The organism is Ensifer soli (assembly GCF_041928815.1).
GTDB lineage: Bacteria > Pseudomonadota > Alphaproteobacteria > Rhizobiales > Rhizobiaceae > JBHFEI01.
Genome location: NZ_JBHFEI010000001.1, coordinates 569,354 through 580,720 on the forward strand (window position 1 = coordinate 569,354; position 11,367 = coordinate 580,720).

The window sequence follows — 11,367 nt, forward strand, 5'->3', positions numbered from 1 at the left end:
GGCGGCCCGCCGCGATAGGAGATTTCCCGCGCCGGTCTGGATCATCCCCGTCATCGCGGCCGTCGCCTTCTCCTGCCCGAGGATGCGGCCCTTTCATTGCGCCGGCCCGCCGAACAGGCGGATGACGAGATCGCGCAGATCCTGCATCGGCCGGACCGGCGTCTCAAGGCCGGGCGTCATTCCCGGAGCGAAGCCTGCGTCGACGAAGCGGCCGACAAGAGCGGCGTCGGCCGAGACGACATGGACGGGGACGGCGCGCGAGGCGTCCGGTCCCGTGACGATCGCCGCCGGCTGGTGGTCGCCGAGGATGACGAAGACGGCATCGCGGTGGAAGCGGGCGACGTAGGATCCGACGGCCTCGAGTGAATAGTCGATCGTGCGGATATACTGGTCGCGCACCCGCGCCGGATCGGCCCAGACGACGGCGGGCGGATCGCCGGCACGCGCCTGCGCGTCGAAGACGGTCCCGTCGCCGACCGCCTCCCAGTCGACAAGCGACGCCACGGGCGTCCAGGGCGCATGGCTGGAGATCAGCGCGATCTCGGCCATCACCGCCTTGCCCGCCGCCCGGGCCGGCTGGCGGGCGAGGCGCTCGAAGGCGGACAGCGTATACTGGTCCGGCATCGTCACCCAGTTGAAGGGCTGGCCGCGATAGCCGAGATCGCGCGCGGCGAGGATCCGGTCATAGCCGTAATAGGCCGCCTCCGGCCAGTCGAGCGTGATCGCCGGCATGATGGCGACGCTCGTCCAGCCGGCCTCGCGGAACAGACGGTTGAGGCTCGGCCGGTCGCTCCGCATCAGCCGGTCGTAGCGGGCCTGGCTGTCGACCGAAAGGCCCGACAGGAAGGTGCCATGCGCAAGCCAGCTCAGCCCGCCGACCGTCGGCGACACCGCCCAGGCGCTGGCGCTGGCGATGCCGTTCTGCCGGAACAGGCCGTCGACGGCGTTAAGACGCGCGCCTGTGCGCGGCGCATAGCGCGGATCCTCGACGGCGCTGCGGCCGTAGGATTCGATGAAGACGACGACGACGTCGCGGCCCTTCACCGCGTCGAAGAGGCCGTGCCCGTCGCGGGGTCCGCCGCCGGCGGCGAGCTCCGCCTCGAAGCGGCGCATGTCCTCGACCGAGCGCGCCACCAGCGCGACCCGGGCCGCGAGATAGGCCGGCGCCGCCAGGTCCGCCGTCACGCCGGCCTGCGGCACCGCGCGGACGAGGAGGGCCCCCGCCGCGACAAGCGCGAAGAGAGCGACGATCGGCGCCTTCCGGCGCGCCTGCAGCCGGCCGAGCCGCGACAGCGCGTGGGCAAGGGCAAACGCGACGCCGGCGATGGCCGCCACGGCCGCGGCGACGGCAAGACCCGCCGGCAGGATGCCAAGCGTGCCGGAGAGGAGATTCCACCCGTCGGCGGCGAAGCGCAGGTCGAGATAGGGATTGAACGGACGCTGGAAGGCCGAGCGCGTGCCGAGATCGGCAAGTTTCAGGACAAGGAGCAACGTCAGGAGAACGGCCGCGAGCCCGGCCCAGATGCGCGAAAGGCCGCGCGGCAGCAGGAGGGCCAGGAGCGCCAGCACCGGCATTTCGAGCGGCAGGCGGAGGAAGGAGGCCGGTTGAAACGCAGCCGGATGGGTCGGCAGGACGAGGATCGCGAAGACGATGATGCCGTAGGCAAGCGCCGCGCCCGCGCCTCGGCCGCGCGCGGAGGCATCGTTCCTCATGTGCCGGACCGCGCAGGAACGTCGCCCGAGGGCGCATGGCCGGGAGGGAGGGCGAGGATGCGGCGCGTCTCTGCCGCGCCGCGCCATCCGTCCTCGGCGAAGCGGCGGTGCGCGCCGACCACGCGGGTGGACCGGGAGGGCCCGAGGGACGGGAGGCGGTCGATCGCCTCCGCCGCGATGCCGGGCATGGCCGGCGCATGGTCGAAGACGACCAGCGGAAGGGGGATGCCCGGCCCCGTGGCGATGTCCGTCACGCTTTTCTCCCGGTCGCGAGGAGATGCCGGATGTCGACGGCAAAGGAGTAGATCAGGCTGGCGAGCGCTGAGGCGGCGAGCGCGGCCGAGAGCGGCGGGGCGAGTGGCGGCAGGAGGAGAAGCAGGAGCACGGCGATCTGGAGCACGCAGACGAGCTTGCGGCGGAAGGACGGCGGAAGCGGGGCGTTGAGCGCCGGCAGCACCAGGCCGGCGCCGACGAAACCGTAGCGGAGGAGACCGATCGCCAGCACCCAGATGCCGGCCTTGCCGAGAAAGAAGACGATGGCCGACAGCGCGAGGATCATCAGCGCATCCACCTCCATGTCGAAACGGGCGCCGAGCGCGGACGTCTCGCCGCGGCGGCGCGCCAGATGGCCGTCCAGTCCGTCGAGGAGGAGAAACAGCACCGTCATCAGCGCCAGCGCCGAGGGCAGGAACGGACTGGCGGCCAGATCACCTCCGGCGACCGCGAGGCCGGCGGCAAGGCTTGCCATTGCCGCCCGCAGCGCCGTCACCAGATTGGCGGCGCCGAGGCGCGGATAGGGATGGTGCGGCAGGCCGCGGACGACGAAGGCGAAGACGACGAGGAGTGTGGCGGCGGCGACGGCGACCGCGCCGGAGCCGATGGCGAGAAAGCGGTCCGCGACGAGAAAAAAGCCGAGGCTGCCGAGGAGAACGGCGCCGAGCACGGGCAGGACACCGGCCGGACGCGCCACGGGACGCAGGACGGGCCGGGGCACCCGGTCGCGCGCCGGCGCCCGCTCCGCCGCCGGCATCACGCGGCACCGCCAGAGAAGGCGCTTGCACAGCAAGCGCAATCTGTCGCAGGATCGCGAAAACAGGTCGGGACGACGTGAAAGCCACAGGCGGATATCATCAATGGAACGGGCCTCCTCGCGACGCATCGTCGCCCGCGGGAGAGCGTGACACCGGCATCGCCCGTGTCAAGCCCGGCCTCTCGCCGGATCCGGATCCCATCCTCGGCAGCGGCCTGCGGATGCCGGGATGGGGATGAGCGACGGCAGCAGGGCGCGGGCGCTGTGGATCCTTCGTCCCGGAGAGTGCGCGATCGAGGAGGAGCCGCTTCGCTCCGCCGGCCCGTCGGAGGTTCTGGTCGAGGCCCTTTACGGCGGGATCAGCCGGGGGACGGAGCGGATCGTCTTTTCCGGCACGGTTCCCGCAAGCGAGGCCGAGCGCATGCGCGGACCGCATATGGCCGGCGATTTTTCCTTTCCCGTCAAGTACGGCTACTGTTCGGTCGGACGCGTGCTCGCCGGCCCGGAAGCGCTCGAAGGCAGGGAGGTCTTCTGCCTGTACCCGCATCAGGACCGCTATGTCGTGGCGGCTGAGGCCGTCCGGCCGCTGCCGCCCGGCCTGCCGCCGGGACGCGCCGTCCTCGCCGCCACCATGGAGACCGCGCTCAACATCGTCTGGGACGCAGGCATCCTTCCCGGCGACCGGGTGGCCGTCTTCGGTGCCGGCATCGTCGGCCTGCTCGTCGCCTCGGTCGCTCGCGGCATTCCGGGAACAGAGGTCGTGCTCGTCGATCCGGAGACCGGGCGCCGTGGGCCGGCGGCGCGGCTCGGCCTCGATCCCATCGCGCCGGAGAGCATTGCAGATGACTTCGACGTGCTGGTCAATGCCTCGGCCTCAGACGCGGCCCTTGCGCTCGCGCTCGACCATGCGGGGATGGAGGCGCGGATCGTCGAGGCGAGCTGGTACGGCACGCGCGCCGCGCGCCTGCCGCTCGGCGGCGCCTTTCACGCCAAGCGGCTCTCGATCGTCTCCTCGCAGGTCGGCCAGCCCCCGCCCTGCCGGCGCGCGCGCTGGAGCCACGCGCGGCGGATGGACAAGGCGCTCGCGCTGCTGACGGACGCGCGTTACGACGCCCTGATCTCCGGTGAGACAGCTTTCGACGAACTGGCACCGGCCTATCCGCGCCTGCTCGCCGATCCCGCCACCCTTTTCCATCGCATCCGCTACTGAAAGGCATCGCCGATGTATTCCATCGAGGTCCGCGACCACATCATGATCGCCCATTCCCTGCCCCGCCCCGTCTTCGGTCCGGCGCAGAACCTGCATGGCGCGACCTTCGTCGTCGACGCCGCCTTCTTCACCCGCGATCTCGACGACGACGGCCTTGCCGTCGACATCGGCCGCGCCACGACGGTGCTCTCCGAGGTGCTTGCGCCTCTCAACTACCAGAACCTCGACACGCTCGACCTCTTCAGGGGCAAGGTGACGACGACCGAGGTGATCGCGCGCCATCTCTTCGAGGCGCTTGCCGTTCGCGTGCGTGCCGGCGACCTCGGAACGGGGAGCGGACGCATCTGCCGCCTGCGCATCACGCTGCACGAATCCCACGCCGCGCGCGGCGCCTACGAGGCAGACCTTTGACCCGCCGCCTCACCTTCGCCTATCCGGGCGATCTCGATCTCAGGACCGGCGGCTATGGCTATGACCGGCGCATCCTCGGCGAACTGGAGGCGCTCGGCTGGAGCGTCGACCGTCTGCCGCTCGGCGACGGCTTTCCCTTTCCCGAACCCCTGGTCCTTGCGGAAGCGGAGCGGCGCCTGTCCGCCGCCCGTCGCGACGCTCCCCTGATGATCGACGGCCTCGCCTATGGCGTGCTCGACGGCTGGGCGGAGCGCGAGGGGCGCGGGCGCGCGGCCGTTGCCCTTGTCCATCATCCGCTGGCGCTGGAGACCGGGCTTTCCGCCGAGGCGGAGGAGCGGCTGCGCCGCAGCGAGACGCGTGCGCTCGCCGCCGCCCGCCATGTCGTCGTCACCTCTGCCCTCACCCGACGCGCCCTTGTCGAGGGCTACGGTGTCGCCGCCGGGCGGATCACCGTCGCGCCGCCGGGCACCGACCGGAGGCCGCTCGCCGCCCGGAACGGCACGCCGCCGCACATCCTGTCGATCGGCACGCTGACGCCGCGAAAGGGGCACGACGTGCTGCTTGCCGCCCTCGCCGCCCTCGGTGACCTCCCATGGCGCGCGACCATCCTCGGCGGCGATGCGCTCGATCCGCCGACGGCGGCGGCGCTGCGCGCGCTGCGCGACGACCTCGGCCTTGCCGGCCGGGTGGCGATGCCCGGCGAGACCGCCGACAGCCGCGCGGCGATGGCCGAAGCCGACATTTTCGCGCTTGCCACCCGCTACGAGGGCTATGGCATGGTGTTCGCCGAAGCCCTGTCGCAGGGCCTGCCGATCGTCGCCACCGCCGCCGGCGCCGTCCCCGACGTCGTGCCGGCCGAAGCCGGCCTTCTCGTTCCGGTCGACGACGCCGACGCCTTCGCCGGCGCACTGCGCCTGCTGCTGAAGGATCCGGAGGAACGGCGCCGCCGGGGCGATGCGGCCGCGCGCGCCGGCAGGCAGCTTCCGGCCTGGCGGGAAACGGCGCAGGTGATCGCCGGCCTTCTGGAGCGGCTTGCGTGAGCGGCTTTGCCGCCGACTGGCTGGCGCTGCGCGAGCCGGCCGACCTCGCGGCGCGCGATCGCGGGCTGGTCGCCGCGCTCGCCGCCCGTCTCGCGCGCACGCCGTCGCCCCTGATCGTCGACCTCGGCTGCGGCACCGGCTCCACCTTCCGTGCGCTGTCTCCGCATCTGCCGGACGCTGCCCGCTGGCGGATGGTCGACAATGACCCCAGCCTGCTCAGAGAGGCGCGGACCCGGATCGGTCCTCCCCTAGACATCGCCTGGCTCCAACAGGACCTCGGCGACGTCGCCGCGCTGCCGCTCGCGGATGCGACGGTGGTGACGGCCTCGGCCTTCTTCGACCTCTGCTCCGCCCCGTTCTGCGACCGCCTCGTTCGCGCGCTGTCGAATCACGGCTGCGGCCTCTATGCGGCGCTCACCTATGACGGGCGGATGCGCTGGTCGCGGCCCCACCCGCTCGACGCGCTGGTCACGCGCGACGTCAACCTGCATCAACGGACGGACAAGGGCTTCGGCCCGGCGCTCGGCCCTGAGGCGACCACCTTTCTGGCGGACGCGTTGCGGCGGGCCGGATTCCATGTGCATGTCACGGCGAGCGACTGGTGCCTGACCGCCGGGCAGGCCGCCCTGCAGGCGGAATTTCTCGACGGCCTGCGGGCGCCGCTCGCCGCGATCGGCCGCCTCTCCGCCGGGGCCGTGGCCGACTGGCTAGGGTTTCGCAAGGCCGACATCGGCCGTCCCGGCGCCTGGTGCCTCGTCGGCCACCGTGATCTCCTGGCCTTTGCGCCCTGACACCCGGCACGCGCGCAGATCGCAATCGAAGACGATGTCGCTGCCGAGCGCGTAGACCTCCGTCAGCGGCCGCCGCGCGGCGTCAAGCCGGTCGATCGGCGGCAGGCTGATCCCCGTCGGTCCGGAGCCGATGATCAGCGGCGCGACGGCCACATGCAGCCGATCGACCAGGCCGGCATCGATGAAGCGGGCAATGGTTCGCCCGCCCCCCTCCACAAGCAGCCGCTCCAGCCCGCGGGCCGCGAGCGCGTCGCGCATGTCGCGCGGGTCGATGCCGTTGGCGCGCCGGGGCAGATGGACGACCTCGCTGCCGTCGAGCCGCGTGCGGCGCGCCTCGGCCGTGCGGAAGACGATCAGGGGCGTGGCGCTCTCGCGAAAGATCCTCTCCTCGCCGGAGAGTTCGGCACGCGGATCGACGATCACCCTCGCCGGGCTCGGCCCGCTCACCGCGCGCACGCTCAAGCGCGGATCGTCCGCCTTGACGGTGCCGATGCCGACGAGAACCGCATCGACCAGCGCCCGGCACCGGTGCAGATGGCAGATGCCGTCCGGGCCGGAAATATCGCGCGCGTCTCCCTTCGGGGTCGCCACCCGCCCGTCGAGCGACTGGCCGACCTGGGCAAGCACGAAGGGGCCTTCGGCGGCGGCGACCGGGCGATAGAGGCGAAATGCGGCCTCCTCGTTCTCGGCGGGCGAAACGGGCACACCCTTCCGCAGGGCGAGAATGCGGTTCCACAGCCTGTCCGTGATCACCACCCGATGCATCGGCTCTCCCTACGACCTGGCCGGCAACGCCGCGCGGCACGGGCGGGGACAGACGGACGGACGGCGCATGAAACGAAACTCCCGTGAGCCCTGCATGCCCTACAGGATGCGCAGGAGCGTGCCGTCGCGGCGGAGGACGTGATGGAAGATCGCCGCAGCAATATGCAACGCGACAAGCACGAGAACGATCCATGCGCACCATTCATGGATCGAAGACAGGGTCCAGGCGACATCGGGCGTCTTGCCGATCGGGCTCCAGACCGGCACGAGACCGAACCAGACGAGCGGAAAGCCATGGGCATTCGTCGCGAGGAAGCCGGCCAGCGGCGTGACGACGAGCAGCACGTAGATCAGCCCATGGACCAGACCCGCGACACGGTTTTCGGCAGAACTTCCAAGCGGCGGCGGCGCGGTCGTCGTCAGCTTCACCCCCACCCTGACCAGCATCAGCCAGAAAACGAGAAAGCCCAGCGATTCATGCACGAGAAAGAAGCCGAGTTTCACATCCTCGCGCGCGAAGCCGATCATCAGGCCGAGGGGCCAGGTCGCGAAGACAAGCGCGGCGACGATCCAGTGCAGGACGCGCAACGCCGGCGCATGAGGGCGGACGGATGGGATGCGATCGACGGCCACGCGATAATCCTCCCTCGGCGTTTCAAGATATTGAGCCCCAGTTACGCCTGCGATGCAAGCTGGATCACCGAGGGCCGGCCTCGCCCGCAAAAATGACGGGCGAGGCGGTGGATACGGCGGAGGCTTGCCCGATGCGGCCCCTCTTCCCTATATGCTCGGGACCGCCTTGCCGCCTCCGGCGTATCCGGAGGGCTCCCGGTCCTCGGAAGACCCTCGGCGGTTTCCGACTTTTTTTTGACGACGGTGCCGATCATGACCGAAAAGCCTCCCCTCTCGCCCGCGACGAACGTCGCCCCGCTGCGCAAGGCGCGTCCCTGTCCGGAATGCGGCAAACCCTCCGAGCGCGAGCACTATCCCTTCTGCTCGAACCGCTGCCGTGAGATGGACCTCGGCCGCTGGCTTTCCGGTCGCTATGCCATCCCGGCATCGGACGACGATCCCGGACCAGACAGGGACGACGATGTAGAGTGATGATTTCCTTATACATTTCAAAGTCTTGATCGGATTTTCCCGCCATCGCGACAAAACTGTCATTTCACGCTGGACACGCGCCGACAAGATGTTATAACCCCGCTCGCTCCCGGCGGCGTTGGTCCACCGGACATGCATCGCGGTGATCGTTCACCGAGGATGCCCGGATAGCTCAGTTGGTAGAGCAGCGGATTGAAAATCCGCGTGTCGGTGGTTCAAATCCGCCTCCGGGCACCAAAAATTCCCTAAAGAATTCAAGTGCTTGATCAGACTAAAGTGTTCAACTGGCACAAGTCATGTCGCGTTCGTGTTGCGCTGGAATTCCCTTCAATTTCAACGGATGACCGCGACTGACCGCAAATCCATGCGACATGGAATGCAACATGTTGCGAAGCTCCTCGAAGCGTGGTTGCTTATACCGAGGGGGCTGCCATGGATAAAAGAAGCCGGGCAACAGCAGGCAATAGTCGGTTTTCAGTTGTTTTGACCATTTTGGCCGCCGGCCTGATGGCCGCCACAAGCTCAGCCATGGCGGCCGAGTGTCGCTCTATTGCTGGCCAACTGAACGGCGAGCGGGTGTCTGTTGTTAGGAATGTCTCGCTCAAGAAGGGTCGCATCATTCTTTCTGGCAAAATGAATGGTCGCCAGATGCCGCGCCAGACATTGACGTGCAAGACCATTGCGAAGGGCGTCTATTGCGACGGCATTTTCCAGGGTGCCATCGTCACAGTGATGACGAACGGCAAGAGAATGACCGAGACCGCGTCTGACACCAGCGGAACTGTAGAAGCGGCTTCGTTTGCCTATTTGTGCGATCGGCTGATGAAGCCGTGAACTTCGACCTTGATTAGGGGAGCGAGACGAAGGGAGAGGCGCGAAACTGAAAATTTTTCGGATTTCAGAAAACCATTTCATATCCACGCCCCACCAGAAATGGGGTAACTTGTTAACTCGGAATTGTTGACTTATATGGCAACACTAGAAGAATTGGCGCAGGACGGCGTGCTCCGAAAGCTTGTGCCGGGCAATCTTGCTCGGCATGAATTTGTTGTGCGCCATGTTTGGTTCTACGTGGAAGTCCTTCGGTGGATAAAGGAAGAGGTGCCAACCTTTACAGCGTTCTATCCAGAAAACATGCCCCCACTAAAGCAAGCTCATAAATTATTTCGTGATTTTGTGCTTGGCGAAGAGTTCGTACATGAAACTGATTTCTGGAAAATGCGTCCATATAGCGAAGACGTTTACGAGTTGAAGACCAATGATCTTCGATTTTTTGGCTGGTTTGTCCGTCCTCGTGTTTTTGTGGTCGCGAGAAACGATACTTTCGAGATGGTTCATTCGCAACAGGGCGTCCATCTCAAGCATTTGGGTGAAGTAGTCAGAATGCGCCGCGAGATCGACCTAGATGAACCTAAATATACACCAGGAGCGCCGATAAATGGTCTCTTTTGATTTTGGGCTGGACCCTAAAGACGAAGCAGCGGCAGAGTTTGTCGGGCTAGTGGGTGACAAACTGCGCCATGCGCTGATTGACCGAAAACGCCTGAAGGGCTTGACGCAGGCCGACTTAGCGAAGGCTATTAACGTCGACAGATCGCGCGTAAACCGCTGCTTCTCTGGCGTGAACAACATGACGCTGACGACTGTAGCCGAACTCGCGTGGGCGTTGGGGCATCGCATAACGTTCGATTTAACTCCTGAAGAAGAGTGCGTGGACGTACGCTCAAACTACCCGACCGCGACCACCACGACGCAAAATGTTGGCCCAAACATGGTCGCGATAGGCAACGCCGCGTCCTCCACGAGGAGCAACAATATTTTGGTGGAAAGTTCATGGGGAATGTGACCGCTACGGTTATCTTCTGTGACGACGTTCGCACTGAGGACAATGGCAAGCTGCTTCTCATCGGCGTCTACAGTGCGAACGTGGAATTTTTTGTATCTCCGGCACAAACACATCTGACTACATGGGTGCGCTTCTATGGAATCACCGCTGGGGAACATACGGTTGCATTGTCAGGCTATTACCACGTCGGCTCAAACAAGCAGTATCTAGGGACGTCGAAATTTTCCTTTGAAGTGATGGATGGAGCACTACCGCTTGCCGTCGCGACCCGCGGTATGCCCCTTTTCGCTTCGGAGCGAGGGAAGCTTGTTGTAATGGCAAAGGTCGACAGCGAGGAGGAGTTTGAAGCAGGTTACATTGATGTTATCTTTCACACTCTTTCTCCAAATCAGTCGTAGCGATGCGACCATCCCACCTAACATCTCTGAAGATAGCCGTGCGCCACAGGGGCGCACCGGTTACGATCGCGGATGAAGATGAACTACAAGCGAAAACCCGCGAAGGCAGGCCGGGCATCGCGTCCGGCCTTTCTGCCATCCGCTCACATCAATGAAGACGGCATCCTTTCCCCTTGCTCCGGATCAATCGCCTTTCCGACGGCATCCGTCACCCACCTGTGAGCAATCGTCGTCCTGATATCGTCTTCATAAAGCGTTAGGACCTGCAAAAATCCGCCTGCGTTAAAATTCATGCCTTTGGCGTCTGGGTCTTTCGTGCCGCTACAAGCTCTTGCTGCGCAAACATAACGGGCGCAGTATGAAATGGCGTCTGTCGCGCCACTGTCAATCACCAAGAAAGATCGCATTTTATCTTCAGGAACCTCAAAAGAAGCCCAAAACTCTTTGATCTCATGCACCTTCCATGGCTTAAGCTCAATATTTTTCCCGCTTGTGCTGTCTTTCGTCTGTTTAGCATAACTCATTACTCTATAGGCGGAATAAGAATTACGCAGTGATGACCAACCAGCGATCACCACACATGATGGAGGCAAGTCATCGACATTGGGAACATGTGTTTCTACGATTTTGTTGTATGCGAACTTAAACAGTTCAGGAATTACCTCGACTAAATGATCGAAGTCGCGAACATGATCGCCCATGAGGTGTATTATAGCGGCACATATCCCGCCGACGCCTGTATTGCCCATCACCGCATTCAGGTGGACGAGAGGATACATTTTGGAGACAAATCCGGAGATTTTTCCATCTGAGCGATAACTAACGCCGTCGCAGGCCATAGAAACCCCATGCTCAGAAACGTGAAGTGCGATAACGCTCAAATTAATATCCTCAATTTGCTTCAGCCTACCCGGCTGCTATACGCGCGCTGCTCGTCAGCGTAGGAACCCCGCGTCCTGTCCTGCTGAGCAAGGGCGAGGCCTGGTCTTCCCCCTGAAAAGTGGTCCTCCGTGAAGTAGGCTATTGAGCCTGAGAGAGGACGTTGGAATGCCCCAGAAG

At 65.4% G+C, this 11,367-nt stretch carries 15 protein-coding genes and 1 tRNA gene; 10 read left to right on the plus strand and 6 right to left on the minus strand.

Annotation, left to right across the window (positions count from 1 at the left end; translation table 11 throughout):
* Positions 1 to 93: 93 nt before the first annotated feature.
* The 3 genes from ACEVQ6_RS02635 to ACEVQ6_RS02645 are packed head-to-tail and all read right to left on the minus strand — an operon-like array spanning position 94 to position 2,743.
* Entirely contained in the window at positions 94 to 1,713 is a 1,620-nt protein-coding gene (locus ACEVQ6_RS02635; RefSeq protein ID WP_374887325.1) for a sulfatase, read from the minus strand.
* Positions 1,710 to 1,967, minus strand: a complete 258-nt coding sequence (locus ACEVQ6_RS02640; protein ID WP_374887326.1) for a hypothetical protein — start codon at positions 1,965 to 1,967, stop codon at positions 1,710 to 1,712. Before ACEVQ6_RS02640 ends, ACEVQ6_RS02635 begins: the two co-directional genes overlap by 4 nt.
* The gene (locus tag ACEVQ6_RS02645; protein WP_374887327.1) at positions 1,964 to 2,743 is read right to left on the minus strand and encodes a CDP-alcohol phosphatidyltransferase family protein; all 780 of its coding nucleotides are present in this window, start codon (positions 2,741 to 2,743) and stop codon (positions 1,964 to 1,966) included. The genes ACEVQ6_RS02640 and ACEVQ6_RS02645 overlap by 4 nt, the downstream gene beginning before the upstream one ends.
* 235 nt (positions 2,744 to 2,978) lie before the next feature.
* Between ACEVQ6_RS02645 and ACEVQ6_RS02650 the strand changes: the two genes are divergently transcribed.
* Genes ACEVQ6_RS02650 through ACEVQ6_RS02665 form a run of 4 tightly spaced genes read left to right on the plus strand, consistent with a single transcriptional unit; the run spans position 2,979 to position 6,195 of the window.
* Complete coding sequence (locus ACEVQ6_RS02650) at positions 2,979 to 3,953, plus strand: zinc-dependent alcohol dehydrogenase (RefSeq protein ID WP_374887328.1); 975 nt, start codon at positions 2,979 to 2,981, stop codon at positions 3,951 to 3,953.
* Positions 3,954 to 3,965: 12 nt separating this feature from the next.
* Positions 3,966 to 4,364 carry a 6-pyruvoyl trahydropterin synthase family protein gene (locus ACEVQ6_RS02655; protein ID WP_374887329.1) on the plus strand — a complete coding sequence of 133 codons (399 nt, stop codon included), beginning with the start codon at positions 3,966 to 3,968 and terminating at the stop codon, positions 4,362 to 4,364.
* Positions 4,361 to 5,404, plus strand: a complete 1,044-nt coding sequence (locus ACEVQ6_RS02660; RefSeq protein WP_374887330.1) for a glycosyltransferase family 4 protein — start codon at positions 4,361 to 4,363, stop codon at positions 5,402 to 5,404. Before ACEVQ6_RS02655 ends, ACEVQ6_RS02660 begins: the two co-directional genes overlap by 4 nt.
* Positions 5,401 to 6,195: a class I SAM-dependent methyltransferase gene (locus ACEVQ6_RS02665; RefSeq protein WP_374887331.1), complete on the plus strand. Its 795-nt coding sequence runs from the start codon at positions 5,401 to 5,403 to the stop codon at positions 6,193 to 6,195. Before ACEVQ6_RS02660 ends, ACEVQ6_RS02665 begins: the two co-directional genes overlap by 4 nt.
* Here ACEVQ6_RS02665 and ACEVQ6_RS02670 read toward each other — a convergent pair.
* Both ACEVQ6_RS02670 and ACEVQ6_RS02675 read right to left on the minus strand, forming a co-directional pair.
* Entirely contained in the window at positions 6,112 to 6,960 is an 849-nt protein-coding gene (locus ACEVQ6_RS02670) for a RibD family protein (RefSeq protein WP_374887332.1), read from the minus strand. The genes ACEVQ6_RS02665 and ACEVQ6_RS02670 overlap by 84 nt on opposite strands.
* A gap of 99 nt (positions 6,961 to 7,059) precedes the next feature.
* The gene (locus ACEVQ6_RS02675; RefSeq protein WP_374887333.1) at positions 7,060 to 7,593 is read right to left on the minus strand and encodes a cytochrome b; all 534 of its coding nucleotides are present in this window, start codon (positions 7,591 to 7,593) and stop codon (positions 7,060 to 7,062) included.
* Between the two features lie 252 nt (positions 7,594 to 7,845).
* Here ACEVQ6_RS02675 and yacG point away from each other — a divergent pair, with 252 nt between their 5' ends.
* The 6 genes from yacG (at position 7,846) to ACEVQ6_RS02705 (ending at position 10,308) form a co-directional block, all read left to right on the plus strand.
* Positions 7,846 to 8,064 (plus strand): DNA gyrase inhibitor YacG, encoded by a 219-nt coding sequence (gene yacG / locus ACEVQ6_RS02680; RefSeq protein WP_374887334.1) that lies wholly within the window; start codon positions 7,846 to 7,848, stop codon positions 8,062 to 8,064.
* Between the two features lie 161 nt (positions 8,065 to 8,225).
* Positions 8,226 to 8,301, plus strand: a tRNA-Phe gene (locus ACEVQ6_RS02685).
* Positions 8,302 to 8,496: 195 nt separating this feature from the next.
* Complete coding sequence (locus tag ACEVQ6_RS02690) at positions 8,497 to 8,898, plus strand: hypothetical protein (RefSeq protein ID WP_374887335.1); 402 nt, start codon at positions 8,497 to 8,499, stop codon at positions 8,896 to 8,898.
* 135 nt (positions 8,899 to 9,033) lie between these two features.
* Positions 9,034 to 9,516 carry a hypothetical protein gene (locus tag ACEVQ6_RS02695; protein ID WP_374887336.1) on the plus strand — a complete coding sequence of 161 codons (483 nt, stop codon included), beginning with the start codon at positions 9,034 to 9,036 and terminating at the stop codon, positions 9,514 to 9,516.
* The gene (locus ACEVQ6_RS02700) at positions 9,503 to 9,910 is read left to right on the plus strand and encodes a helix-turn-helix domain-containing protein (RefSeq protein WP_374887337.1); all 408 of its coding nucleotides are present in this window, start codon (positions 9,503 to 9,505) and stop codon (positions 9,908 to 9,910) included. Before ACEVQ6_RS02695 ends, ACEVQ6_RS02700 begins: the two co-directional genes overlap by 14 nt.
* The gene (locus ACEVQ6_RS02705) at positions 9,898 to 10,308 is read left to right on the plus strand and encodes a hypothetical protein (RefSeq protein WP_374887338.1); all 411 of its coding nucleotides are present in this window, start codon (positions 9,898 to 9,900) and stop codon (positions 10,306 to 10,308) included. Before ACEVQ6_RS02700 ends, ACEVQ6_RS02705 begins: the two co-directional genes overlap by 13 nt.
* Positions 10,309 to 10,451: 143 nt before the next feature.
* Here the strand turns inward: ACEVQ6_RS02705 and ACEVQ6_RS02710 are convergent, their stop codons facing one another.
* Positions 10,452 to 11,189 carry a hypothetical protein gene (locus ACEVQ6_RS02710; protein WP_374887339.1) on the minus strand — a complete coding sequence of 246 codons (738 nt, stop codon included), beginning with the start codon at positions 11,187 to 11,189 and terminating at the stop codon, positions 10,452 to 10,454.
* Positions 11,190 to 11,367 lie beyond the last annotated feature (178 nt).